This window comes from Mucilaginibacter sp. FW306-07-L (assembly GCF_058782065.1).
The window spans coordinates 365671-392250 of the sequence record NZ_JBYSXI010000002.1; the positions used below are offsets into that span (position 1 = coordinate 365671).

The following is a 26580-nucleotide window of genomic DNA, read 5'->3' on the forward strand; positions in this document are numbered from 1 at the left end:
GATGGCTGCCTTATACATTATTGGCCTTATTTTTATCGGCTACGCCTTATGCACATTTTTTATTGTTACAACGCATGAAATAGGACATGCGCTGGCTTATCTCATTTTAACTAAACCCGAGAAAATAACGATCACAATAGGTGCTGAAAAATCTACTTCAAAAGCCTTGCGTTTTAAATTAGGGAAACTTCACTTATTATAACAAGTAAAGCATTTACACGCTGTAGTGGTTCATGTGCAAGCAGCACTCAAGAGCTTAATTACAAAAAGGAAATAATTAATTTATTGGCTGGCAACTTAACAACGTTAGCACTATCTGTCGCTTTATTATTTTTCGCATTTTATGCTGATTGGCATGGTGCTGTTAAACTGTTCAGCATGGTGCTGTTAATTTATTCTTTATATACAGCTCATTATAATTTATTATCAAATAAAGCAAGTTCTCGTACTGATGGCCACAGGATAATATCAACTGTTAAATTAAATAAATCCTATAGTAATTATGCCAAAGGTTGTGAAGCGCTTGCTAATATGGATTATAATAATGCTGTAATACAGTTTGAAACTGCTAACACAACCCATCCACACGATACCAATATTTTAAGATGCTTGCTTAGCTGCTACACTGGATTGCGCGATATTGAAAACGCATTAAAAATACATCACCAGTTGAAAAAACATCCTGATTTAACAGAACACGATCTTTTGTCATTAGGATATATAAATTCAATTATCAGGGATAGCGAAAAAGCAATTGATTATTACAATCAGGCATTATGCTATCCCGCTACTTACAGGCATGCTACATTAAATTTAGCATTTGAGATGGTTCTGTCCGGACAATATGCTTTAGCAGATGAAAAGTTATTATCCCTGTTAAACACTGATCCGGAAGATGGGGAAGCATGTGGTTACTTAGGCTACAGTAAAATCACGCAGGGCGAACTTGAAGCAGGGAAAGCGATGATTGACACATACTTTAAAAACGGAGGAGATAACCCATATATGTACAAAGCTTTGGGCATCTATTATTTTAAAGTTAACGACTATACCAAAGCAAGGGAGAATTTTGAAAAGGCTAAACAATTAGATAGCTGGGTAGATGTGGATGATTACATTGCCCAGCTATCCAATTAAAACTTATCTCCGCTCATCAAACACCTGGAACTCGGCTATTGATGGGTTTTCTTTAGATCCTTCGATCTGGATGCGCACTTTGCTGCCCCAAACGCGGTCGAAACGGTGGAGCTTTACACGTTCGGCATTATCGCCGTTGAATATTTGTTTCCAGGCGGCGCCGTCCCAGTATTGCAGTTTGTATTTGTTGATGTTGGCTTTTGATTCGAACACAACGATGGTGTTAAAGCTCCTGTCCTTCTTAAAATCAATCTCGAACCAAGGCTCTTTTACGCGAGGGTTTGATTGCCATGATGAACCATAATCATCATCATTGGCAAAATCCATAATGTTCATATCATCGCTCCAGCTTGAATTGGCAGGTGCGTTTTTGGCTATGTTGCTGGCTATGATCGGGTCTTCCAAAGGTGAAAGTTTGGTGGTTGAGCCTTCATTCTTCCACAGCTTACCAACTTCTTTCAGGCTGGCCAGGGCATTATCATCGATCAGGCCATCGCGGTTTGGCGCAACGTTCAGGATGAAGTTACAGCTTGCCTCATTCAATGGCTTGATCAGCTCGTTAACTATTTTTTGCGGCTCACGTACCGGAACAGTCGGGAAATCCTCTTTCCAGAACCAGGCACTGTTGATCGGCAAACAGGCCAGGGTTGGCATACGCTTAACATCCTTAGCCATGCGCTGACCGGCACCCATTTCGTAAGTCTTGATATCAGTATAATACAAACCATCACCCGGATATTTGGCACCGTTCAAATCCATCACTAAACATTCAGGCTGTAGTTTTTTGATCAGGTTATAGATATCCTGGAATGACACATCATCATAAGATATACGCGACCATGGTGCATCCCAGCCATCAATAATCAAGGCTTCGATCTTACCATATTTAGTTAAAAGCTCGGTCAACTGGGTTTTGATCATCTCGATATCCTCAGGCTCTATCTGGTTAGGACGAATCTTGTGGTGCGTGTCTAATATAGAATAATACAGCATCACCTTTAAGCCATTAGCGCGAAACGCATCAGCAAATTGCTTTACCACATCCTTTTTGTACGGGCTGTTCATCACACTGTAATCGGTACTCTTGGTATCCCAAATACAAAAACCGCTGTGGTGCTTGGTGGTTAGGCAACCATAGGTCATATTGGCTGATTTAGCCGCCTTTGCCCACTGGTCGGCATTCAATTTTTTAGGGTTGAACAGCGCAGGCGAAGCTTCCGGGTCAGGCCAGTCGGCATTCCAGTAGGTAGGCATGTTAAAGTGGATGAACATCCCGAAACGCAGATCGACAAACTGCTGCTGCAATTTGTTAAGATTACTGCCTGATGAACTATTGTTTGATTGCGCCCGCAAAACCACAGGCAATAACAGTACAAAAAGAAGTGAGAGAATGGATTTTACTTTTGTGTAACGCATTTTAGTGAGGTTAATAAAAAGTTCCAAATACGGCAATTTACAAGGCAAGGCATTAAGTATTTTTGGCATAGTGATAAACCCTTTTATCATAACCTACTCACACAATTACGCTGATACTCCCCTTCTACCTGAGTAGAAAGGGAAAATTGCTATTTACAAGCCCTCCCCCTCGGGGAGGGTTGGGTGGGGTCATTTCCCAAATGGCGGCCTGCCGGTTAACTGCTTGTAAAGCGGCAAATCATTACGCTCCTGCGCCGGTACATGGAAGTTTTTGCAATAGTATACCTGCAGGTGCAGTTCATCTACCCCGTTACGCATAATGGCGATATCTGGCAGTTGCTCAACCGAATCAAAGAATGGCTTTACATCGTTATCCACATTTACCTGGTGTCGCTGGCCTATCACCACGCAATCGTACCCTTTTAATTTATTCGGATCGACCAGGAAAGCCATATTTCGCGGATCATTATTAAAGCAGATTATATCCTTTTTGCCCTTCAGTGCCCAATCCACCTTGCCGGTTAACCACCAGCGTGGTGCACCTGCAAAAAGGCGGTCGTTTTTAAACCAGCCTTCTTTTTCAAAGCGTTTGTAAATATCGTCATAATCAATACCCTGTATGGTCGGGTCGTCGGTATCTCCGGCCAAGCCTACTATCCATTTAGGTCCGTAGCTTTGCCAAAAGCCCGTAACCATGTGCAGGCTCAATACCGTGATCACGATCACCGTAAAACCGGTTGAAAACCGCAGCCAGCGGCGGGTGGATCGGGCTTGTTCAGGCACACCGTTCAGCTTTTTATCAATAACGTAACCCAGCGGCATAAACAGCATCATGTAGCCCGGTGCCTGCCAATGAAAATGGTATTGCAAGTCGGCCCAAAGGGTTACTACGGTAAAGAATACGATAGGCAATACCGATGTCCAGAAAACGAAACTGTAGGCGATGGATGTATTACGCTCTTTATAGGAGCGGATAAATTGCCTGATAACCGGCACCCAAACCCAGGGCAGCAACCATAGGGCCTGCCCGCCAATGCTGCGCAAAAACCACTCGGGGTGCAGTTTAAACTCGCCGCCGTCGCCGGCGCGTGAGCCCTGGAAAACGAAGGATGCCCAGTCGTTCTTATAGTTCCACCATATAACCGGGAAGGCGATGATCAGCGTTAACAGCACCGCCAGGTATGGGCCGGGATGGCGAAGCCAGTGGCGCTGGTTTTTGTTGGCCACCACAAACATAAACACCCCCGCGAACAGGAACAGCACATGGTATTTGCTCAGCGTAGCCAAACCCATCAGCACCCCTACCCAAAGCCAGCCCATATACGCGTTGCGCGATGAGGCCTGATCCTGGTTAATATCCATTACCCGGGCAATATAGTATGCCGCCGCCATCCAGAAGAACATCAGCGGCGCATCGGGCTGAAACCAGCAGGCAATGGACACGGTAAATACCGCACTCAAATTCATGATGGCAACGGCCCAAAAACCTGCTTTGGCGTTAAACAATTTTTGCGACAGCAAAAACAAAAACCAGCTTGTACCCGCGAACAATATCACCGCCGGAAAACGGAGCGCGAACGTACTCAGGCCCAATAGTTTGATGCTTAACCAGCTCAGCCAAAAAAACAGGGGCGGCTGATCAAAGTAACTCATCTCAAGCGTTAAGGCACCACGGAAGTAGTAGGATTCGCCTATACCCAAACCCGTGTAGGCGGCAATAAGTATACGCACAACAAAGGTAATGGCTATCAGAATAAAGGTATACCGCGCGGCATTCTGTTCAGTAAGTTTTTTCATTTATGGAGGAGGAATGGTGTGATGATGTCCTGCTTTTTCAACATGCAATATTAAGCAACTATTGTTAAAATAAATGTAAAATAACCACGGTATCACCACAGGCAGTTTTACTTGTATGTTAAAAGTTTAAATTAGCGGGTGATAGTTGGCGGCTAACTTACACATCATTATAAAAGCGATACTATGGCAGCGTTCAATAACACAGCTCAAAACCGGGAGCAGCTTTTCAGCAAGCTGTATCAAAGCGCCTTCCCGGCGGTGGCGGCCTACGTCAGCAAAATGGGCGGCAGCTTTGATGAGGCGAAAGATGTTTTTCAGGATGCGCTGATTAGCTATTATGAAAAAGCACTGGTTAACAGCACAATTATCAACACTACGGAAAACGGTTACCTGTTCGGTACGGCGCGCAACCTATGGCTGCAACGCTATCGCAACAAAAGCAGGGAGTTGCCTTTGGATGCTGATACTGACTTAACCGATAATGAAGACGCAACGCAACCATCAACCAACAAACTGCTTGCCTACCTGGCCACCGCCGGCAAAAGGTGTATGGATATGCTAAAGGCATTTTACTATGATAAGCTGGATGCGGAAGAGATAGCCAAAACGTTCGATTATTCAAGCGTACGCTCAGCTACCGTACAAAAATACAAGTGCCTCGAAAAAGTGCGCGATACCGTTAAACAAAAAGCATTGCAGTATGAGGACTTCATTGAATAACATCAAACTTACCGAAGACTACCTCACCGGAGAATTGCCAAACGGTGATAAGCTGCTTTTTGAAGCGAAAATGCTGCTTGACCATGATTTGCTTACAGATGTAAAGGCACAGCAACAAGCCGTTAAGCTGATTAATCAATACAGCCGCGAGCAATTAAGGTTAGAGATCGAATCCGTACATCAAACACTTTTTAATAATAAACAACACCACACCTTCGCTAAGCGGGTGATAGATCTATTTAAGTAAACCCACTTAAACAATAAAACATGTCATTTCGAGTGATAGCGAGAAATCTGCCTGCGTTCATTGCAAAGCGACAGATTTCTCCTCGTACCTCGTCGAAATGACACGACTATATTTCTCTTAAAAACAGAAAGCATTATGAATCACACTAACGAATTCCGCAGTTATGCGGTGGGGCACCGCCATGCCCAAAAATCAGGGGTTGATGCTTACATCAATCACATTAACACCATGCAGCTCCCCATGGCCTCCACCCCTTACATTATGGAGGAACGGCAGTTTAATGTTGCGCAGATGGATGTATTCTCCCGGTTAATGATGGACCGGATCATCTTTTTAGGCTCGGCTATTGACGACCAGATCGCCAATATTATACAGGCGCAACTGCTTTTTCTGCAATCCGCCGATGCCAAACGGGATATACAATTGTACATTAACTCTCCGGGTGGCTCGGTGTATGCGGGGCTGGGTATTTATGATACCATGCACTTTATATCGCCCGATGTCGCCACGATTTGTACGGGTATGGCGGCATCCATGTCGGCCATATTATTATGCTCCGGCGCGCCGGGCAAACGTGCAGCCCTTAAACATTCAAGGGTTATGCTGCATCAGCCATCCGGCGGGGTACAGGGCACCCAGGCCGATATTGAAATAACCGCCCGAGAAATAGCCAAGATCAAAAAGGATCTGTACACAATTGTAGCTAACCACAGCGGCCAAAGCTATGAGAAGGTACATCAGGTATCAGACCGTGATTACTGGATGATAGCCCATGAGGCTAAAGAGTTTGGCGTAATTGATGAGATTTTGGGCGAAGCGAAATAAGGTTGGCATTATCCTTGTACATACCTATGCAACAAACAGATAAATACCATGAACATACTTAAATTTATTGCATTAGGTGCAGCCGTAGCTTATGGTGTAAGCTACCTAACCAAACGTGACGCCAATGGCCACTCGATAGTAGACGATGTTTTAGACAAAGCACCGGATTTAGTGAACAAAATAAAAGAATACGGCCAGGACGCTTTAGAAAAAGCGAAGGCCAAAGCGGTATAACAACCGTAATTTATAATAACAACAAAGCCTCCCGATAAGGAGGCTTTGTTGTTTAGAGGTTTTTTATTTTGCCGATACCGAAAATGGCTTATCGCCTTCAGCAGTGCCGCGAGAGGTGTTGGGTTTACTATCCATCAGCAGGTTAAAGGTACCGCCTTTCATCATATCGCCATAAGTAATATAGTTTTGTGTGTGGGCTTTACCGTTGAGTTTGGCGGATTGTATGTATACATTGGCCTGGCTGTTGTTAGTGGCATCTATCACGAATTTTTTACCATTTTCTAGCGTGATGGTAGCCTTTTTAAATACCGGGCTGCCTACTACATACTGATCTGTTCCCGGACAAACGCTGTACAAACCCAGCGCGCTCAGCACGTACCATGATGAGGTTTGGCCCTGATCTTCATCACCCGGATAACCATCCTCTGTGGCATTGTACAATTTGCTCATGATCTTGCGCAGGTGGTATTGCGATTTCCAGGGCTGGCCGCCATAGTTGTACAAATAAGCCATGTGCTGTATAGGCTGATTGCCATGCGCGTACTGCCCCATGTTGATCATGGCCATCTCCGTCATCTCGTGTATCGGGCCGCCATATGTACCTACCTTGAACTTGTTAGGTTCGGTAAACACCGAATCGAGCTTGGCCACAAACTTCTGGTCGCTGCCTATGAGGCCTGTCAACCCTTTAATATCATGAAAAACCGACCATACCCAATGCCATGGCGCACCCTCGGTGAAGGGGCCACCCCACTCTATCGGGTCAAAGTTGGCAGACCATTGGCCATCACCATCCCTGCCCTGCATAAAACCGGTTGTTGGGCTAAATACATTTTTGTAGTTATACATCTGGCGGGCAAAAATGCCCTCGTAAAACGGGTTATTGGTCATTTTAGCTAACTGGTAGCCGCAAAAATCATCATAAGCATATTCCAAAGTTTTGGCTGTTGCTTCGCGATATTTTGGATAGGGTACATAACCCAGCTCGAAGTATTCTTTCCAGCCGTCGCGGCCGTTTGCCGGTCCCCAGGGGCCTTTGTTGAACGCTTCGTGGCGGTAGGCTTCCAATGCTTTTTTAGGATCGAACGTACGGATACCCTTTGCCCAGGCATCGGCAAATAATGATATGGCATGGTTACCGATCATACTGCCCGCCTCGCCGGGGAACGACCATGATGGCAGCCAACCGCACTGATCGTAAGCGGCAAGCATGGCCTGCATGTATTGTCCGTGCATTTTAGGGTACATTAAAGCATTTAGCGGAAACTGCGCGCGAAAGGTATCCCAAAAGCCGGTATCGGTATACATATAGCCCTCGTGTACCTTGCCATCATACGGACTAAAATAATACGGCTTTCCATTCTTATCGTACTCAAAAAACTGGCGGGAGAACAGGCTGGCCCTAAAAAAGCAGGAGTAGAATGTGGCTTTTTCTTCCTCGGTACCGCCCTCAACCAAAATACGGCTCAGGTGCTTGTTCCATACCTTTTGGGCGGCCAATTTGGTAGCTTCCAGGTTTTTATCCTTGCCCAGTTCGCGCTGCAGGGTCAGGTCGGCTTGCTCCGGGCTTACATATGATGATGCCGCCTTGGCCTGTACCGAGCGCTTACCGCTTTTAAACTGTACGTAAACGCCTACCTTTTTACCTTGTATAGCCGTTTCGGATGGGTTGATCTTATCGTTCTCCTTTGTCCAGGTACCACAGGCCACTATCGGTGAATCAAAGATCACCTCGAAGTAGCTTTTAAAATTATCGGTTAAGCCGCGCCCGTTGTGTACCCAGCCGGTTATCTTTTTGTTTTTTATATCGATTTTGATGTCGCTTTCTTCAGTATAGCCATCCAGCACCAAAAAGTTATCGCCCTCACCGGTAAAGCTGAAACGCAGGTGTGCCCCACGCTCGGATGGCGAAATTTCGGTAGTGATACCGTTATCAAACTTAACCTTGTAATAGTTTGGCTTGGCTACCTCATTGGCATGGCTGAATTTTAGCGCGCGCGCATCCTCATTAACTACCAGTTTACCGGCTACCGGCATCAGCGAAAACACGCAGTAATCATTTGTCCACGAACTGCATTGGTGTGCCTGCTGAAAACCGCGGATAGTTTGCTTTTTGTACTGGTATTTCCAGCCATCGCCATTGTTACCGGTTTGGGGTGTCCAGGTGTGCATGCCAAAGGGTAAGGCCGTTGTAGGGTAAGTGTTCCCGCGGGTTAGCCTGTGTTCAGAGTTGGTGCCTTGCAACGTATTTACATACTTCACCAGGTCGGCATCCTGCGCGAATGCCGTGTTTACGGCACATATTGCTAATATGCCGGCTTTAATAAATTTCATAAAAAGTGATTGGTTAGAACCGTATAGTTTAATTCGCCCTAAAATACAGCTATCACCCTTAAAATCATCATTCCCCACGTAAAATATTGATGACGGTAAATGAAACATGAAAAGCATATTCTATAAAGTCTATAATTTTAATAGATTTATTTTGAATTGTGGATTTTGCCTGTTACTTTTGCTGCATCTGATATGAATAGTCTGTATATCATAGGTTCAATAATGCGAATGCCTCTTTGCCAAGGGGTCATGTGTTGCTGTTGTTAATTACTCCCCCGGCAATCCGCCAAACAGCATATTTAGCATTATAACACTTACTGATATTTTTTCCATGTTCTATTCTTCCCGTCTGCACGTACACCTTTTTCGCCTGGCTTCGCTTATATTAATAGCTTCGGTTGCCGTTACCCTGTTCAGCTCGTGGGGTGCCGCGGTCCACAATGCCACCTTTGCCGAAAAGGCAGGTTTAAAAGCATTAAATGCCGTAACATCAACCCATATCCTTATTGCCAAAGGGCAGCAGTTAAACTATAACACCACAGCAGGCTATTTACAAACTACGGATGGCCGGTTTGGTGCCAATATATTTTACACCGCTTACAAATTGAACAACGGCAAGGCGCAGCGCCCGGTAACTTTTGTGTTTAACGGCGGCCCAGGCTCGTCGTCCATCTGGCTTCACATGGGCGCTTTCGGGCCGGTACGCAGTGTGCCGGGCGAGGCTGGCTATCAGCCCAACCAAAACACCTGGCTCGGCTTTACCGACCTGGTATTTATTGATCCGGTTGGTACAGGCTACAGCCGCCCGGTGGATGGCACCGATGCCCGCCGGTTTTACGGCTATCATGAAGATATCAGGATAATAGGTCAATTTATTGAGCAATACCTTGCCGCCAACAACCGGCAGCAAAGCCCCGTATTTTTAACCGGCGAAAGCTATGGCGGCGCCCGAGCCGTAGGCCTGGCAGCATATTTAGCTGATGAGCAACATATAGAGGTAGCCGGACTTACCCTGATATCGCCCGCGCTGAACTACCGTTTGATCAGCTTTAAGGATAAAAACACGGCAGCCTACCCGCTGTACCTGCCAAGCTACGCACTGGCCGCGCGATACCATCAGCGCTTAAACGCGGAGTGGCAGGCGTTACCGGCTGATGAGTTGTATAAAAAAGCGGCGGCATTCGGCAACACTACTTACAAAAGCTTTTTAGCCTCCGGTGATACCATAACACAACCCATTGCCGATACCTTACGACTGATCACCGGCTTGCCTGAACACACTATCCGCCGCCTTAATGGCCGGATACCCGACCATGTATTTACCCGCCAGGTTTTGAACAAGAGCCGTGTAGGCATATTTGACGCGCGCACAAGCGGCACAACCGGTCAGGCCGATCCAAGTTCGGCAAGGTTGCGGGCGGTTTTTCCGCAGGCCTTTAAGAGTTATGTGGAGGATGAGTTGAATTACCATAATAACCTCCCCTACCTGACTACCACGGCAACGCCTAACTGGAATTATGGCCCTACCGCTGAAGGCGGTTATTTGAATGTGTTACCTGCCTTAACCGGGTTGCTTAACAAGCATAAAGCGTTAAAGGTAAACATAGTGGCCGGGTATTATGACCTGGCTACACCGGTGGCTACCATCAATACATCGGTTAAACAGCTATTAGCTAACAGCGCGTTTAAAACAAGGGTAAACGCGCATTACTACCAATCAGGCCACATGCCTTATATTGATGATGTGGTTAACCATCATTTCGCAGCCGATAGCCGGGAGTTTTATCAGGCTACCTTGAACTAAATGCACCTCCCCACCGGTTTACAATTGGCTGCGCAGTATACCCAGTTCTAATCCACGAATTTCGGCCAGGCCACGGAGCCTACCTATGGCGGAGTAGCCGGGGTTCACTTTTTTATGCAGATCATTCAGCATCTGGTGCCCGTGGTCGGGCCGCACAGGGATGGATAGGTTTCGCTGTTTCATTACCTGCACCACCTCTTTAATTACCGCATACATATCCGTATCGCCTTCCAGGTGGTTATCCTCAAAAAAGTCGCCATGCTCATTACGTTTAACGTTACGCAGGTGCAAAAAATTTATCCGGTCGCCAAATTGCCGAACCATCTCCGGCAGATCATTATCAGCCCGCACACCGAATGACCCGGTACAGAAGCATAAACCGTTGCTTAATGAGGGCACGGCTTTAAAAATGTACGCCAGATCGTCAGCAGTGCTCACCACACGCGGCAACCCTAAAATAGCATAGGGAGGGTCATCCGGATGAATCACTATTTTTACGCCGCATTCATCGGCAATGGGTATCACCTGCTGTAAGAAGTAAACCAGGTTAGCGCGCAATCCGTCTGCATCAATATGTTTATAGGCCGACAGCGCGTCCCTAAAATTATCAATGGTAAAATGCTCCTCGCTGCCCGGCAAACCGGCAATAATATTGGCGGCGAGCTTTGCTTTTTCGGCCTCACTCATTTGCGCAAAGCGCTGATGGGCACGTTGCAGCTCGGCTGTGGTATAATCATTTTCGGCATTCTCGCGTTGCAGTATCAACACATCAAAAGCGATAAAGGCTGCCTTTTCAAAGCGCAGGGCACGGCTGCCATCTTCAACTACATAGTCTAAGTCAGTGCGTGTCCAGTCCAGTACGGGCATAAAGTTGTAGGTAATTATTTTTATACCGCATTGCGCCAGGTGGCGGATGGATGTTTTATAGTTCTCTATCAACTCCTCAAAGCCGAAGTTTTGTGTTTTGATGTGCTCGTGAACCGGCAAACTTTCCACTACGCTCCATTGCAAACCGGCGTTGGCAATTAACTCCTGCCGTTCCCTGATCTCCTCAACCGGCCATACTACCCCATTGGGAATGTGATGCAAGGCGGTAACAATACCGGTGCAACCTGCCTGCCTGATATCCGGCAAACTAACCGGATCTGACGGACCAAACCAGCGCATGGTTTGCTGCATGCGGATGCCGGTACCACAGTATGATGAAAATTGAGCTTCCATTGAAATTCGATGTAGTGATTTAAGTCAATTCAATAACGTAAGCCTTTAATTCGGCCATCTTACCATCCCGAAACCGCCAAACATCACAGTATTCGTAATCAACCATTTTACCATCCTCATTCTTCATGCTGATCTTACCTGTGGCTATTACAAAATCGCCCTCGGCAATCAGGTTTTCAACCATAAACTTTGGCGGCTCAACATACGCTTTCAACATATACTGCCTTACGGCTTGCTTGCCTTTCAGTACCTGATCGCCTACAAATGTCCATTCTGTATCCTCGGTACAAAATGATAGAAAACCTTCGTTATCACCGGCTGTAACGGCGGCATTAGCTTGCTCTAATATGGCTTTATTGCTTAAATTCATTGGTTTGTTTTAATTATTGAACAGCGGTTTAAAGTAACCTGATTTTCATAAACCGATATTGCTTAAACACTGTCAAATGTAAATTGTTAAGTTTGCATTAGATTAAAAAACTAAAAATGTCCATAACTACCGAAGACGAAAGATTAGGAATACAGCAGGCCAGCGATGCCGTTGCCATTACGCTTAAAAAGATGCGCGAGTTTGCCAAACCGGGCATATCAACCAAGCAGCTTGACGAGTACGGAGGCGAATTGCTGGAACAGATGGGCGCGAAATCGGCACCTAAGCTAACTTATAACTTTCCGGGATATACCTGCATCAGTCTTAATGAGGAGGCAGCGCACGGCATTCCATCAGCAGATAAAATATTGAAAGAGGGCGACCTGATCAACATCGATGTATCGGCTGAGTTAAACGGTTATTGGGCTGACAACGGCGGCTCGTTTATATTGGGTGAAGATATTCACGGCCATGGCAAACTGATAGCAGCATCAAAGGAGATACTGAAAAAAGCCATCAGCAATATTAAAGGCGGGGTTAAAATAGCGGAGATAGGCCGCCTGATAGAAACCGAGGCCAAAAAGGCCGGTTACACGGTTATTAAAAACCTGACCGGGCATGGCGTTGGCCGTAGCCTGCACGAAGAACCACATGAGATAGCTAACTATTACGACAGGTACAACATCGCCCGTTTTAAAAAGAATTCTGTAGTAGCTATTGAAACATTTATTTCAACACGCTCGACCATTGCTGATACCCAGGCCGATGGCTGGACACTGATTGGCAACAAGGGCGGCTACGTTGCCCAGCACGAACATACCATTATGGTAACCGGCGGAGAGCCTGTAATATTTACCGCGCAAAACGGTATTTGGGATTAACCGGAACAAACATATTTACATGGGCTGCGTTTGTTGATGAAACAATATAAACCTGCTCCATGAAACATACTAAACCATTCTTTACCATGCTATTGCTGGCCTGCATAGCAATTACCGGCTGTAATTTTAGCAAGGGCACTAAAAAGGATCTTGCCACGGGCCTGTCTTACAACTACAACGGCTTCAGGATTGAGGACATAGTGTTGGTTGACCCTGCCAACCAACGCATGACGGATAAAAAAGTTCAGTTAAATACCAAGATAGCGATTGTAGCCACCGGGTTGGAAAATTATGGTTTAAAGGATGGCAAGGCTTTTCCCGGAATGATGCTGTTGGTTACCGATAAAAAGGGAACGCCGATACTCAAAGCAGCTGATTTATTTGAGGGCGACCAGGGCCATGTGCCGGATGAGGCCAGCCTGTTACGCGGCAGTATTACCATCGCCAACCCTATGACAGCCGGTGAAACTTACCATGTTAAAATGCGCATTTGGGACAAGATAACCCCGGAGAACGAGGTTAATATAGAGACAGACCTGGTAGTGCAGTAGTTGCCACACTACCTGCCAGCAATTAGTAATACATGAACACATTAGCCGAATTTAAAGCATCTTTAAACTCATTGCAACCTCCAGGCGGCCTTTCGGTGCAGCTAAAAAGCCTTTGGTATGATTCCAAAGGCGACTGGCACCAGGCGCATGCCCAGGTTGACCAATTGAACGATCGGGATTCGGCATGGGTACATGCCTACCTGCACCGTAAAGAGGGGGATACTTGGAATGCCGACTACTGGTACAAAAGAGCCGGAAAAACCAGGCCATCCTTGTCTTTAGATGAAGAATGGGAAGAATTGTTGAGGTATTTTAGTTGATGGTGTGGTGTTGTTTAAATCGAGCAACTGTAGTTGCAAAATCATCCACGACAAAAAAACCACCTTTAAATTAATAAAGATGGTTTTTAATTCTTATCAGGTGATCCCGTTTGGATTCGAACCAAAGACCTACTGCTTAGAAGGCAGTTGCTCTATCCAACTGAGCTACGGGACCATCGCGCTTTGTTATTTCGCGGTGCAAATATGCTAATTTTTAGTGGAATTGACAATGCCTGATCCGGCATCATTTTTATTTGAAATAAGGCTAAAAAATAAAGTCCCCTTACACTCGCTGTTTGGGGACTTCAAACCTAAACCTTATCACATTAGTAAGCATAAAACTTACTTAGTGTACAAACATAATAAATGTGTGTATTACCTACACCATAGAAATGTAAAAAAATTATTATAATAATATTTATTTGTTGATGTACTTAATTCTATAAAACTTTTTGGAGTAAGAAGGAGATATAAAAATATTATTAAATAATAAGATAATAAATACACTGATACTCAACTTTCAAAGTATAAATAATCCTGGTAAAACCTTTTTTAATGTAGTGCTGCCCTATATCGAATTATAAATATCTGTCCCGCTTTAAACACGAATCAGCCAAAGTTACCTGCTACTTTTTAGCAATACCTCATTCGCAATTTTGTTGTCAGCATCCGTTTGCTCCTGGGGGGTAAGTTTCAATATCTGGCAGATGATGTTGTAAACATTCACATTGCTAAAAGCCTTAACCCGCTTGTGTTTTTTAAACGCGGGCCCCCAGGCCATAAACGTGGCATGAACATCTTTTACCAAAAACGGATCGAACCCGTGCCAGCCGGGGTTTATTTTTGTTTTGCCTATATATTTAAACACATAGGGCCAATCAGGCTTCAGCAATATATCGCCAATGCGGTTATAGCGGTCGTCCTTAGCACCATAATGCAGGCGGTCGGGCATATCCTTTTTGAGTATAACCCGGTAATTTTTTGCGTTGGCTTTTAATTGCTTATAAGTACCTGCTACATCCGCTCCCGGCCTGGCATAAAGCTCTACCAAAATGCCATCACCGGCCATAACAAATTTGCCGGTATCAATAGCGGGCAATTGCATAGGGTGCGTGTTGTCAACCCGCGTCATCCCATGGTCGGATACGAAGATAAAGTTCACATCAAGCCCGGTAGGTTTAACTACTTTTACCATTTCATTTACTACCGAATCTACATATTGAACCGCCGCTCCCGCTTCTTTAGAGTCGGGGCCGTATTTGTGGGCGGCATCATCAACCTGAGACAAATAAAAGGTTATCAGGTGGGGGCGCTGCTCCTCCGGCAGGTTTAGCCACTCGCCTATTTTTTGTATACGCCTGCCTATGGGTATGGTATTGCTATAGTTGTAGTAATAAGTTGGATTGATGCCCTGTATGGGTGCTTCGGCGGCAACCCAGTAAAAACTCGCGGCGAGCATGTGTTGCTTTTCGGCCAGTACCCATAACGGTGTGCCGCCGTACCATGAGCTATCGGCAACGGCTTTTTTATCGGCATTGTTATATTGCTTATTGGTACCTGGCTCAAAAAAGTTATTGTGTATCAACCCAATATGCGAGGGGTACATGCCTGTAACAATAGCGTAATGGTTAGGGAAAGTGAGCGTGGGGTAAGAAGGGATCATGGCATCGGCACGAACACCGCTATCGCTAAAGGCTAACAGGTGGGCGGCATTGTACTTTTTAGCGAAATCGTACCTGAAGGCATCAGCGGATATGAGTATAACGTACGGCTTTTTTTGCTGAGCCGGGCTGTTTTTACGGCCGGATATAACCTGTTGCGTGGTATCCGTTTGGCCATAACTACTCAAAAAAAACAATAAAAAGGGGATAATAAGAACATGCTTCATACAGATAGCAAAGTTATTGAAATAACGTTAAGCTTACACTATGCGCATGTTATCACACTATTGCCTGTTTAATTCATTTTGTTATTCTCAGCAAAGCCTTTGAGCATGATAATGGCAGCATGCATTTTATCGGTATCTAAAAAACGCTGGCCCTGCGGGTCAACATAACCATCAAATACTTCAAGCACATCGGCATTTACAGAGGCGAACCCCATGGACCACTCCGGAAAGTTGCGTGCGGTGAGCGGGCCTGCCGCAAGCTCTATTACATTGCGGTGCCTGTCGTCAAGCAATATTTTACGGTAGGTGCGCATTACCACGTCTTTATCGCCCTCAAGCACCTGCATAAAGGTACCGTCGGCATATAGCAGCATACCGGTAATGCCCTGAATAACATTATTATCACGGCTTACCGATAATATTTCGGCCAGCTCAAAATCATTAAACAAAGTGGTAGCAGTGCTAAGGTAAATTATATTAAACATCAAAAAAAGCCTGTATTTGCTACTTAAACAGCAAATGCAGGCTTTTTGTTATATGTACAAACAATAATTTTATACAATCCGCTTTAAAAACACGGCTCCAAGCGGAGGTAGCGATAAATTTACAGATTGTGGTTTGCCGTGCCAGGCTACCCCTTCAGTATGCAACTCGCCGTTATTTACCGAGCCGCTGCCCCAAAACTCACGGGCATCAGAGTTAAATATCTCACGCCAGGTGCCTGCCTCGGGTACGCCTATGCGGTAATTCTGGCGCACAACCGGGGTCATGTTCAATATCACTACTACCTCATTAGCCGGGTTACGGCCTTTGCGCGAGTAAACAATTATCGAATCGTTTGCATTGCCGCCATCAACCCACTCAAAACCGCTCCAGTCAAACGCTTTTTCGTAAAGCGCCGGTTCCGTACGGTAGATGTGGTTCAGGGCTTTTACTGATTCTTTGATGCCCTGGTGGCAATCATATTCCAGCAAATGCCAATCCAGCGAGTACTGGTAATTCCACTCGCCGCTCTGCCCAAATTCCGCACCCATAAACAGCAGCTTGGTGCCGGGGTGGGTAAACATGTAACTGTACAGCAGGCGCAGGTTGGCAAATTTTTGCCACTCATCGCCCGGCATTTTACTTAACAACGATTTTTTGCCGTATACTACCTCATCATGCGAGAATGGCAGCATAAAGTTTTCGGTAAAGGCGTAAATGGTACTGAAGGTGATCTGCCCGTGATGATACTTGCGATAAACAGGGTCGTTAGCGAAATACTCCAGCGTATCGTGCATCCAGCCCATCATCCATTTCATGCCGAAGCCAAGCCCGCCGATAAAGGTTGGCCTGCTTACGCCGTGAAATGCGGTTGATTCCTCGGCAATGGTTTGCACATCCGGAAAATGCGCGTAAACCGCTTCATTAAATTCTTTCAGGAATGATATCGCTTCCAGGTTTTCGTTGCCGCCATGTATGTTAGGCTCCCACTCGCCGTGGTTGCGCGAATAATCAAGGTAAAGCATAGATGCTACAGCATCTACCCGTATACCATCCGCATGGTAACGATCAAGCCAAAACAGCGCGTTACTGATCAAAAACGCGCGTACCTCGTTACGGCCGTAGTTAAATATATATGATTTCCAGTCGGGATGATAGCCTTTGCGGGTATCGGCATGTTCATATAAATGCGAGCCATCAAAGCGGTATAAGGCATGTGCATCACCCGGAAAATGAGACGGTACCCAATCCAAAATCACACCAATGCCTGCGTTGTGCAAACGCTCTATCAGCTCCATTAATTGCTGCGGTGTGCCATAGCGGGATGAGGCTGCAAAAAAGCCGCTTACCTGGTAACCCCAGCTTGGATAGTAAGGGTGCTCCATAATAGGCATAAACTCTACATGCGTAAAGCCCATTTCCTGCAGGTACGGCACCAGCTTATCGCCCAACTGGGTATAGCTCAAAAATTCATCCGGGCTTTCAGGACTGCGTGCCCATGAGCCCACATGCATCTCATAAACCGAGTAAGGTTTATCCAGCGCGTTATGCTCATAACGCCCTGCCATCCATTGCTTGTCGGTCCACTCGTAGTAGGTATCGGCCACTATCGATGCCGTGTGTGGCGGTAACTCCCAGCGCAGCGCGAAGGGGTCGCTTTTCTCCAGTTCCTCACCTGAGGATGATTTGATAAAATATTTATAGGTTTCGCCTACGCCCACGTTGGGTATAAAGCCTTCCCAAATGCCCGAACTATCCCAGCGTACCAGTAATTGGTGCGAACCGCGGTTCCAGCCATTAAAGTTGCCCATTACTGATACATATTGCGCATTGGGTGCCCAAACAGCAAAGTAGGTACCTGTCACGCCCTGATGCTCCACCACGTGCGAGCCGAATTTTTCGTACAGCTTATAATGTTTGCCGGCTTTAAATAGCGATACATCAAACTCGGTAAAACGACTGTAATTTTCTACCGGTTTTAACGCAGGCGTAGCAGTTACAGATACAGCCTGAGCAGGTATAGCCTCCATAACGGCTTTCTTATTCTTTTTAATTACCACATCCCCTTCCGCGGCCAAAGCGGCTTTAACACTTGCTTTTGATGCTTTTTTTACTTTTTCGGGGGTAATATCATTTAGGTCGGTTTCGGTATTCTTGGTTTTTTTTGCCATAATAAAAATGCCTTTTCAGGGCTATTATACCCAATTGTGGTAGGATGATTGATGCTCAAATATATCATAATTGAACATACTTAGTATGCCTTTGTTTTACACTGCAAGGCTATAGCCGCAAATATAAAAGGGAGTTATCCGTTTATCCGGATAACTCCCTTTTATATAAGTATTATTATTAATTATTGCTGTGGCGTTGTCGCAGGTGCCGGGGTTGTAGCAGGCTGCGCTGTACCTTGCTGATCAGGTGCTTTACCGATCAGGTCCATAAACTGATCCAGTTTTGGCGTGATGATGATCTGGGTACGGCGGTTTTTGTTTTTACCTGCTTCGGTATTGTTATCGGCAATCGGGTTGTACTGCCCGCGGCCGGCGGCGGTTAAGCGTTTAGGATCAACCGCGTAATTGTTTTGCAGGGTTTGTACCACTGATGAAGCACGCAGCGCGCTCAGATCCCAGTTGTTACGTATATTTTTTTGCGAGATAGGCACATTATCTGTATTACCTTCGATCAACACATCGTAATTGTTGTAATCCTTAATGATCTTGGCGATCTTGCTCAGGGTTTCGCCTGATTTATCAGATATTTCATAGCTGCCTGATTTGTACAACATATTATCAGACAGTGAGATATAAACCACGCCTTTTAATACCTGTACATCCACATCGCGCATTTCCTGCTGGTTTAGCGAGCGGGTCAGGTTATTGGTGAGCACCATGTTGAGCGAGTCGCTTTTGTTTTTGGCATTTACCAGTTGTTGTATGTAGCGGTTGGATGAGTTGATTTCGTCAACCAGTTTTGAAATATTAACATTACCCTGACCGCTTGAGGTTAAACACTTATCGAGCGCGGCCTGCAGTTGTTTGTTATTAGCGCGTTCGGTAGCGATCTGGTCGGTGAGGTTTTCAACCTTGTTGGTGGCCACAGCCAGGTTACGCTCAGTGGTGAGGTATTTCATACGCATGGAGCGGGTATTACTATCCAGGCGGTTATAATTTGTTTGCAGCTCTTTGTACTTTTTGCTGCTTACACAACCCTGGCCAATTACCGCTACAAGCAGCAGCACAGGTATTGTTGTTAATGATAGTTTCATAGTATAATATATTTTGTGATAAAAATATTTAACAATACTATTTAACTAATATTATGCCATAAAGTTTTAAAAGGCTAATTATACACTTGAATTACATTTTAATTGTATCGATAAAAAAGGTTATAATAATTAAAAGCGGCGGTTTATACCCGCCGCTTTTAATTATTTAACCGTATTATTTACTTATTTGCAAAGCGTTAAAGGTTTTGGTGTATTTAAACTCCAGCACTTTTTCATCGCTGATCGCAAAATCAGTAATATCTTTACCATCTATGGTGATGCTTGCGGGCACAAACGGCAGGCCGATCACCCTGAAATGGTAGCCATCATAACGCGGGGTATACAGGCCTTCCATACTTTGGTTAAGTGTCAGCGAGCTTTCATCGCCGTTCACAACGAATTTCTTTTCAGAATAAATATCCTGTTCGTACGCGAATGATTCGCCATGATCCTCAAACAGGAAGGAGTTAGCCTCGTAATCACTATAGTAAACATTAAGCTTGATCTCTTCGATTGGTTTTTCACCCACGTACTGCATTACCGGGTATTCAGGTATCACCGAACCTGCCTTAATGAATATCGGGATAGTTTCCAACGGTGTAGGTACTTCCACCTCATCGCCGCCGGTTTCAACCTCATTCGTCCAAAAATTATACCATTTGCCTTTAGGCAGATATACCTTGCGGCTTTTTTGGCCGGGTTCCAATACCGGGCAAATCAGTATTTTATCGCCATAAGTAAATTCATCCTGGCGGAAATGGTTTTTCAACACGTCCTGCTCCTGCATAACCACCGGGCGCAGTATCGGGAAACCATAACGGTGATGCTCCCAAAATGCCGAATACATATACGGCAGCAAGCGGTACCTCAACTCAATAAAATTACGGTTGATAGCCGTAAACGGTTCGCCAAAGCTCCATGGCTCACGCTCCTTGGTATCACCGGCGGAGTGCGCGCGCATAAACGGTGAGAAGGAACCCAATTGTATCCAGCGGGTAAACAGTTCGCCATCAGGCTCGCCGCTAAAGCCGCCAATATCAGTACCGCAAAACGGTATGCCCGACATAGACAGGCGCTGGCACTGAATATTACCCAAACGCAAATGCTCCCACGAGGCTACGTTATCCCCCGTCCATACCGAGGCGTAACGCTGCAAACCGGCATAACCCGCGCGGGTAATGGTGAACGGGCGTTTGTTCTTTAATATCTTGCGCATCCCCTCATAAGTGGCACGCACCATTTGCATACCGTACACGTTATGCGCCTTGCGGTGCGAACCACGGTAGCCATCATAATCGTGCCTTACATCGGCCGGGAAGGTACCTGAGCCAAAAACGGCAGGCTCGTTCATGTCATTCCAAACACCGGCCACGCCGTACTCAATCAATTCGTCAAACAAACTGCCCCACCACTCGCGTACTTCGGGGTTGGTAAAGTCCGGAAACTGGCAGCGGCCCGGCCATACGTGGCCCTCCATATAATAATCATCGCTGCGGCGGCAAAAATATTTTTTCTCCTTACCCTCTTTAAAAATCGGGTAGTTATCATCCACACGGATACCCGGGTCAACAATCACCACGGTTTTAAAACCCATTTCGGCCGCGTCGGCAATCATCTTTTTAGGATCAGGAAAGTAACGGCGGTTCCAGGTAAAGCAGCGGTAACCATCCATATAATCAATATCCAGATAAATGGCATCACACGGGATTTTATGCTCACGGAAACCTTTGGCCACGGCCCGAAACTTAGATTCGGGGTAATAGCTCCAGCGGCATTGGTGGTAACCCAGCGCCCATAACGGCGGCATAGGGTGCGTGCCTGTAAGCAGGTGGTAGCTTTTTACCACATCCATCATGTGCGGCCCGTGTATGTAGTAGTATTGCATTTCGCCGCCATCAGCCCAAAAGCTGGTTTTGGTGCGGTCCTCGCCGCCAAAGTCAAAATGCGCCTTAAAGGTATTGTCAAAGAAAATGCCGTGTGCTATGCCCTCATTTACGCTGATGTAAAAAGGTATGCTACGGTACAGCGGGTCCTGGTTCCAGGCGAAGGAGTAGGCATCGGTATTCCAGTTAACCAGGCGTTTGCCGCGCAGGTTTAGCTCGGTTGGCTTATCCCCCAGCCCAAAAAAGTTTTCCTCGTCATGGCATTCTTTGGTTGAAAAAACATAGTAACCGCCAAATTGGGTGTTCTCCTCCCAGTGCATGGCCTTGGCATCGCTACTGGTAACTAAGTTGTTATGATCAGAAAAGGAGATAAAAAAATCTGCTTTACGGATATGGCAGTTTACCTTATCCGTTGATACACGAAACTCCTTGTCATCCTCATAAAATTTAACCGGGATATTTTTAGGCTTAAGATTAGGCACCGCGTACGAGAAATCTTCCAGAAAAACACCGTGCGGGGCAAGCCTTACGCGCATGATCTCCTCGTTAACCACTATCAGTTCCACCTTGGCATCGCCATCGGTAAAGTAATATTTACTGCCCGAACCTACGCCGTGCGTTGGCACGCCCAGATATTTTTTGGTTATGGGCTTAATACCATCAGCCGGGTTATTAAGGTGCCTGAACCCTTCTTCCTCCTCAACAAAATCGTTAAGTATCTGCTTTGGGTTAAGTATATTATCTTCCATTTAAATCAATTATAGGTGCCGCAAAAATGCTGATTACATAACTTAAACGCAATATAATGTTTTAAACCATTTATCGGCAGAAGTTTTACGTCGGGCATTATAATTTTTTAACAGGCGTTAACTTATGTTTAATTTATCATCAAGACTATGTTTTGCAAGTGATTAATATTACAAAATAATACCCTATTGCAAAAGCTGAATTTTTTATAAGATTATATTTAATTTAGCCCGACACCTCAATTAATTATCACGCTACCTTTATAACATGAGAGCAAGATCAGTTGCCGTATACCTTTGCCTGATTATTTCGTTAACAACCCTATTTGGCCACAAGCCGGCTGATATAGGCGATGATCTTTTAGCTAAAATAACTAATTATTACAGCGAAAATATCAGCTTTGGTTTGTATGTGCATACCGATAAGAACATCTATGTACCCGGCGAAACCATGTGGTTTAAAGCTTATATTACCGGAGACACTACGCTAAATAACGAGGTTTTATATGTACGCCTGGTAGATCAAGGTAACCAGCCGGTAATGAAAAAGCAGTTTGAGATGTATGATGTACGGTCGCACGGCGATATAAACCTGCCTGATGACCTGGCCGAAGGCAAATACCGCCTTTATGCCTATACTGATAAAATGATCAATTTTTCGCCAAAGGAAGTTTTCAGCCGTGACATAACCGTTGTAGATAACTCGGCCAATGTGCTTAACGCTACCGCATTTTTGGCTGATACCGCCGCTCTATCACAAGGCAAGGATGTGGATGTGGTATGTAAGCTTAGTTTGGATGGCATTAGCATAGCCGATGGCAAATGCAATTATACACTTTCGGACACGAGCGATAATGTGCTTTTTAAGGGCAATACCAAAACCAACAATTTTGGCGGTGCTGCATTCAGTTTACCGGCAAAGCACTTAAACACAAACCTGCCGTTGATATTGAACATAGCATTCAAAAAAAACAAAGCGCAAACACAGCTTAGGTACATATTGCCAAAACATAATGAGTATTTTCATGTCACTACCAAAGCCGACGCGGAGGGCTGCCTGGTAGGCATTCCGTGCAACATACGCTTACATGCGGCCGATTTAAATAATACGCCTGTTAACGCTAAAATAAGGTTCATCCGTAACAACGCAGGCTTGCAAACTATAGCCTCAGCAAACGGAGATGCCCTATTAACGTTCACCCCAGCCCCCATTGACACGGTTAAAAACGGTTATAATATATCAGTTGAGCATCATGGCCGTAAACAAAATTTTCCATTACAACTAAAAATTAAATCAGCAGGGTATGTTATGGAGCTGCTAAATAATAATGGCCAATACCAGGCGGTTATACACAAAAAAAACACGCCCAACCAAGTGGCCATAGTGTTGCGTAACGAGCGCGATATAATATGGAGCAAGATGCTTGACTTTGCATCGCATGATTCATTAACCATCCCGGTACCTACTGCCAACATTTATGGCCAGGCACTTAGCCTTGCCTTATTTACAAATGATGGCAAACTGATTGCCGAGCGACAGTTTACAGATCAGGCTAAAAATGTTAACCCTTTAAAAATAGAGCTTAGTAAAGTAAACAAGCAGGGTAAAACCTTTATGCGGATAAAGCTATCAAGCAAATACGGGCAGGCTAAAGCGTCGGGCTGTAACTTTTCAGTTTCGGTTGTGGCCCGGCAAGTGATAGATACCACTGCCTACACGCCTATTTTTGCCACTTTTGGTGCACCAAAGCAGGGTGGACTGATACATAGCTGGAACCGGATACTCAATTATAACCCAACCGGAAAAAGAAGGATTTATGCCAATACCGCCGGTGTTTGGGGCATAGTAAAGCATATAAACAATAAAAAGCCGATTAAAGTAAAGCAACTATTATTGAAGAACAGCAACGGCTTTAACACCATCCCGTTAGATCTGTCAGGTCAATTCTCCATACCTGCTGATTTATTAATTAACCCTGATGGCAGCCGGAACAATTTATTCCTGGAAAATAAAAACAAGGGCGATTATTACATCGAAATAAAAGATTATGCAGCCTTATTTGACCAGCAAATATCCGGCAGTTTTTATGATGTAATGCCTGCTAACACCATAGGGTACGATATAACAAAACCTGCTATGGAAAAGCTGCGGGGCGCAGTGCCGCTAAAGGTGGTAAACATAAACGCTAAAAACAGGCTAAGCTGGGAAGAGCGGGTTGCACGTGCACGTGCCAATTACCCTGATTGCGATGATTATGTATGCCAGTACAATATATTAAATTGCAGAAACCACAAGCCCAGTGAAGCTTTAACCACATCGCCTGTAATTGGCGAATCGTACCTGTACAAGGGTAATATGCTCACCACCTATTTAGGCTGCCTGATTCCGGCGCAAGCTAAAAACCCAACCAACGTAGTTTTAAAAAACATATCCATACCGCTTGAATTTGACAAAGAAAATGTTGACGGCTTTGGCACAACCATCTATTGGTCTCCTAACATATACAACGATGTGAATGGCGAGGCTTACCTGGAAGTACCGGTACCGGTTGAACAATATAAAGAGTACCGCGTAATGGTTGAGGGCATTACCGGAAACCTTGTGCCATTATTTGCCACCCAAACCATTAGCTGGAAAAACAGTAAGTAATTATTAAAACTGCAACAAATACCCCCCGGCTGATGGTAAGTTCAGTGGCAGGCCATTATTAATGTTGCTTGTATTAAATTTTTCACCGGTAATAATATCTTCAAAAGTTAAGGCAACCGGAATGTTTAGTTTTTCAATCAGGTCCTCAGGTAATTTTATTGTGATATCTAACGCATGCCGGTTAAAGTTTACTACTACCAGCACCCTTGAAGCAGCCGTGTAGCGCAGGTAAATGTATAAGCGGTTATTAAAGCCGGGCTGATGCTCATTAGCTATCATCAGCTCATAAAAAGCGCCTTTGCGCAGGGCTTCGTTATTGCGAACAGCATTAAGCAGCTTGCTGTAAAACCCGCGTAACCTTACCTGGCTTTCATGCAATTGCGCGCCATCATAAGCGTGGTTGTGTACCCATTTTTGATGTTCGGGCACGCCCCAGTAATCAAATATGGTGGTGCGGCCGTCATCGCCGCTAAAGCCGGATGCCCCCTGCGCGGTCTCCCCTACTTCCTGCCCGAAGTAGATCATCACCGGTCCGGTTGATAGGGTTGCGTTCACGATCATACCCGGCAGGGCCAGCCAGGCATCGCCAGCAAAGGGCGCCGAGGCTATGCGTTCCTCATCGTGGTTTTCCATAAAGCGCAACATGCGTTCGTCAAAGCCACGGGTGTGGTGATTCCAAACGGCATTTATGTCCCATGTTGAGGCATTCCACTCGTTACGGGTAAGGCGCTTAACGGCATCGTATAAGCCTACCTTATCGTACAAATAATCAAACCGGCCATTAAACAGGTAGTTGTGATACTCCTGCGGATTATAGGCCTCGCCGATAAAGATCCCATTAGGGTAACGCTGCTTCATTTCGGCTATCAGCCAGCCCCAAAACTCAAAGGGAACATACTCTACCATATCGCAACGGAAACCATCTATCCCCTTATCAGCCCAGTACGACAGGATGTGCAGCATTTTATGCCATAGCGGCGGTACGGGGTTAAAGTGAGTTTGGTATCCGGCCACGTAATCAACCGCGTAGTTCAGCTTAATGGTTTCAAACCAGTTGTTGATGGATGGCCAGGCATTAAAAACATTATCGCCGGTGGCCTTGGCCGGGTTTTCATCAAACCGCCCATCCTTTAACGGACTGGTAAACTCATCGCCGCCGGGGTTGTAACCAGGCGGAATCATCAACGGCTGGCCGGGTATATAATAAAAATCGTTAGTGGCCGAAAAGGCTACCGTATCATCGTCATCCTCACCAAAATCGCGCACCCCGGCGGGTTTCATATCCGAGTGGTAGGTGCGCGCGACGTGGTTAGGCACAAAGTCTATTATCACCTTTAAACCGGCAGTGTGGGTACGGGCGATCAAGGCCTCAAACTCTTGTACGCGATTGGGTACATCAACCGCCAGATCGGGGTCGATATCATAATAATCCTTAATGGCATAAGGCGATCCCGCACGGCCTTTAACCACATCCGGATCATCAGGCGCGATGCCATGGGCGGAGTAATCTGTCATGGTGGCATGTTCTATCACACCCGTGTACCAAACGTGGGTAAAACCCATGTTTTTGATCTCGCTCAACGCCTGCTCATTAATATCATTCAGCTTACCGCAGCCGTTCTCTTCTATGGAGCCATAATATTTACGAGTAATGTTGGTATTACCGAATAACCTCGGCAGTAGTTGATATATGGTGAGTTTATGGTCGCTCATATTGATAAATGTTGGATTGTCCATCGCTAAGATATATTTTTTGGACGATTCGCAAGGTTATATCAGGATCAACAACCAATGCCCTCCATCAATCA

22 protein-coding genes and 1 tRNA gene are annotated in these 26580 nt (G+C 45.5%); 11 read left to right on the plus strand and 12 right to left on the minus strand.

Annotation, left to right across the window (positions count from 1 at the left end; translation table 11 throughout):
• The first annotated feature begins 1 nt into the window (after position 1).
• Both AC3WJC_RS11735 and AC3WJC_RS11740 read left to right on the plus strand, forming a co-directional pair.
• Positions 2–202, plus strand: coding sequence for a hypothetical protein (locus AC3WJC_RS11735; protein WP_492399299.1), 201 nt, complete (start codon positions 2–4; stop codon positions 200–202).
• Positions 203–285: 83 nt separating this feature from the next.
• Positions 286–1137 (plus strand): tetratricopeptide repeat protein, encoded by an 852-nt coding sequence (locus AC3WJC_RS11740; protein ID WP_492399300.1) that lies wholly within the window; start codon positions 286–288, stop codon positions 1135–1137.
• 3 nt (positions 1138–1140) lie between these two features.
• Here AC3WJC_RS11740 and AC3WJC_RS11745 read toward each other — a convergent pair whose 3' ends face one another.
• The gene (locus AC3WJC_RS11745; protein ID WP_492399301.1) at positions 1141–2553 is read right to left on the minus strand and encodes an alpha-L-fucosidase; all 1413 of its coding nucleotides are present in this window, start codon (positions 2551–2553) and stop codon (positions 1141–1143) included.
• A gap of 189 nt (positions 2554–2742) precedes the next feature.
• Entirely contained in the window at positions 2743–4350 is a 1608-nt protein-coding gene (locus AC3WJC_RS11750) for an ArnT family glycosyltransferase (protein ID WP_492399302.1), read from the minus strand.
• A 183-nt stretch (positions 4351–4533) separates the two neighbouring features.
• Here AC3WJC_RS11750 and AC3WJC_RS11755 point away from each other — a divergent pair, with 183 nt between their 5' ends.
• The 4 genes from AC3WJC_RS11755 (at position 4534) to AC3WJC_RS11770 (ending at position 6376) form a co-directional block, all read left to right on the plus strand.
• Positions 4534–5070 (plus strand): RNA polymerase sigma factor, encoded by a 537-nt coding sequence (locus tag AC3WJC_RS11755; protein WP_492399303.1) that lies wholly within the window; start codon positions 4534–4536, stop codon positions 5068–5070.
• Entirely contained in the window at positions 5051–5317 is a 267-nt protein-coding gene (locus AC3WJC_RS11760) for a hypothetical protein (RefSeq protein WP_492399304.1), read from the plus strand. Before AC3WJC_RS11755 ends, AC3WJC_RS11760 begins: the two co-directional genes overlap by 20 nt.
• Before the next feature lie 135 nt (positions 5318–5452).
• Positions 5453–6142, plus strand: coding sequence for an ATP-dependent Clp protease proteolytic subunit (locus AC3WJC_RS11765; RefSeq protein WP_492399305.1), 690 nt, complete (start codon positions 5453–5455; stop codon positions 6140–6142).
• A gap of 48 nt (positions 6143–6190) precedes the next feature.
• The gene (locus AC3WJC_RS11770; RefSeq protein ID WP_492399306.1) at positions 6191–6376 is read left to right on the plus strand and encodes a YtxH domain-containing protein; all 186 of its coding nucleotides are present in this window, start codon (positions 6191–6193) and stop codon (positions 6374–6376) included.
• 63 nt (positions 6377–6439) lie between these two features.
• On the opposite strand, the gene AC3WJC_RS11775 is transcribed toward AC3WJC_RS11770, so the two are convergent.
• Positions 6440–8710 carry a GH92 family glycosyl hydrolase gene (locus AC3WJC_RS11775; protein ID WP_492399307.1) on the minus strand — a complete coding sequence of 757 codons (2271 nt, stop codon included), beginning with the start codon at positions 8708–8710 and terminating at the stop codon, positions 6440–6442.
• A gap of 331 nt (positions 8711–9041) precedes the next feature.
• Here AC3WJC_RS11775 and AC3WJC_RS11780 point away from each other — a divergent pair, with 331 nt between their 5' ends.
• Positions 9042–10514 carry a S10 family peptidase gene (locus AC3WJC_RS11780; RefSeq protein WP_492399308.1) on the plus strand — a complete coding sequence of 491 codons (1473 nt, stop codon included), beginning with the start codon at positions 9042–9044 and terminating at the stop codon, positions 10512–10514.
• 18 nt (positions 10515–10532) lie between these two features.
• Here AC3WJC_RS11780 and uxuA read toward each other — a convergent pair whose 3' ends face one another.
• Together uxuA and AC3WJC_RS11790 are read right to left on the minus strand one after the other, a co-directional pair.
• The gene (gene uxuA / locus AC3WJC_RS11785) at positions 10533–11735 is read right to left on the minus strand and encodes a mannonate dehydratase (protein ID WP_492399309.1); all 1203 of its coding nucleotides are present in this window, start codon (positions 11733–11735) and stop codon (positions 10533–10535) included.
• 19 nt (positions 11736–11754) lie between these two features.
• Positions 11755–12105, minus strand: a complete 351-nt coding sequence (locus AC3WJC_RS11790; RefSeq protein ID WP_492399310.1) for a nuclear transport factor 2 family protein — start codon at positions 12103–12105, stop codon at positions 11755–11757.
• 116 nt (positions 12106–12221) lie between these two features.
• On the opposite strand from AC3WJC_RS11790, the gene map reads away from it, so the two are divergent.
• Genes map through AC3WJC_RS11805 form a run of 3 tightly spaced genes read left to right on the plus strand, consistent with a single transcriptional unit; the run spans position 12222 to position 13857 of the window.
• Positions 12222–12986: a type I methionyl aminopeptidase gene (gene map / locus AC3WJC_RS11795; protein WP_492399311.1), complete on the plus strand. Its 765-nt coding sequence runs from the start codon at positions 12222–12224 to the stop codon at positions 12984–12986.
• Positions 12987–13045: 59 nt separating this feature from the next.
• A complete protein-coding gene (locus tag AC3WJC_RS11800; protein ID WP_492399312.1) occupies positions 13046–13537 on the plus strand; it encodes a hypothetical protein in 492 nt (163 codons plus the stop codon).
• A gap of 32 nt (positions 13538–13569) precedes the next feature.
• Positions 13570–13857 (plus strand): hypothetical protein, encoded by a 288-nt coding sequence (locus AC3WJC_RS11805; protein WP_492399313.1) that lies wholly within the window; start codon positions 13570–13572, stop codon positions 13855–13857.
• Positions 13858–13958: 101 nt separating this feature from the next.
• On the opposite strand, the gene AC3WJC_RS11810 is transcribed toward AC3WJC_RS11805, so the two are convergent.
• From AC3WJC_RS11810 to AC3WJC_RS11835, 6 genes are all read right to left on the minus strand, one after another.
• Positions 13959–14032: transfer RNA gene (locus AC3WJC_RS11810), tRNA-Arg, on the minus strand.
• A gap of 444 nt (positions 14033–14476) precedes the next feature.
• Complete coding sequence (locus AC3WJC_RS11815; protein ID WP_492399314.1) at positions 14477–15745, minus strand: alkaline phosphatase family protein; 1269 nt, start codon at positions 15743–15745, stop codon at positions 14477–14479.
• Positions 15746–15813: 68 nt separating this feature from the next.
• Positions 15814–16230 (minus strand): BLUF domain-containing protein, encoded by a 417-nt coding sequence (locus tag AC3WJC_RS11820; RefSeq protein WP_492399315.1) that lies wholly within the window; start codon positions 16228–16230, stop codon positions 15814–15816.
• A 69-nt stretch (positions 16231–16299) separates the two neighbouring features.
• Positions 16300–18258: a 1,4-alpha-glucan branching protein GlgB gene (gene glgB, locus AC3WJC_RS11825; RefSeq protein WP_492399914.1), complete on the minus strand. Its 1959-nt coding sequence runs from the start codon at positions 18256–18258 to the stop codon at positions 16300–16302.
• A gap of 323 nt (positions 18259–18581) precedes the next feature.
• Positions 18582–19493, minus strand: a complete 912-nt coding sequence (locus tag AC3WJC_RS11830) for an OmpA/MotB family protein (RefSeq protein WP_492399316.1) — start codon at positions 19491–19493, stop codon at positions 18582–18584.
• A 175-nt stretch (positions 19494–19668) separates the two neighbouring features.
• Positions 19669–22125: a glycoside hydrolase family 31 protein gene (locus AC3WJC_RS11835; RefSeq protein WP_492399317.1), complete on the minus strand. Its 2457-nt coding sequence runs from the start codon at positions 22123–22125 to the stop codon at positions 19669–19671.
• A gap of 265 nt (positions 22126–22390) precedes the next feature.
• Between AC3WJC_RS11835 and AC3WJC_RS11840 the strand changes: the two genes are divergently transcribed.
• The gene (locus tag AC3WJC_RS11840; RefSeq protein WP_492399318.1) at positions 22391–24772 is read left to right on the plus strand and encodes a hypothetical protein; all 2382 of its coding nucleotides are present in this window, start codon (positions 22391–22393) and stop codon (positions 24770–24772) included.
• Between the two features lie 3 nt (positions 24773–24775).
• Here AC3WJC_RS11840 and AC3WJC_RS11845 read toward each other — a convergent pair whose 3' ends face one another.
• Positions 24776–26485 carry an alpha-amylase family protein gene (locus AC3WJC_RS11845; RefSeq protein WP_492399319.1) on the minus strand — a complete coding sequence of 570 codons (1710 nt, stop codon included), beginning with the start codon at positions 26483–26485 and terminating at the stop codon, positions 24776–24778.
• Positions 26486–26580 lie beyond the last annotated feature (95 nt).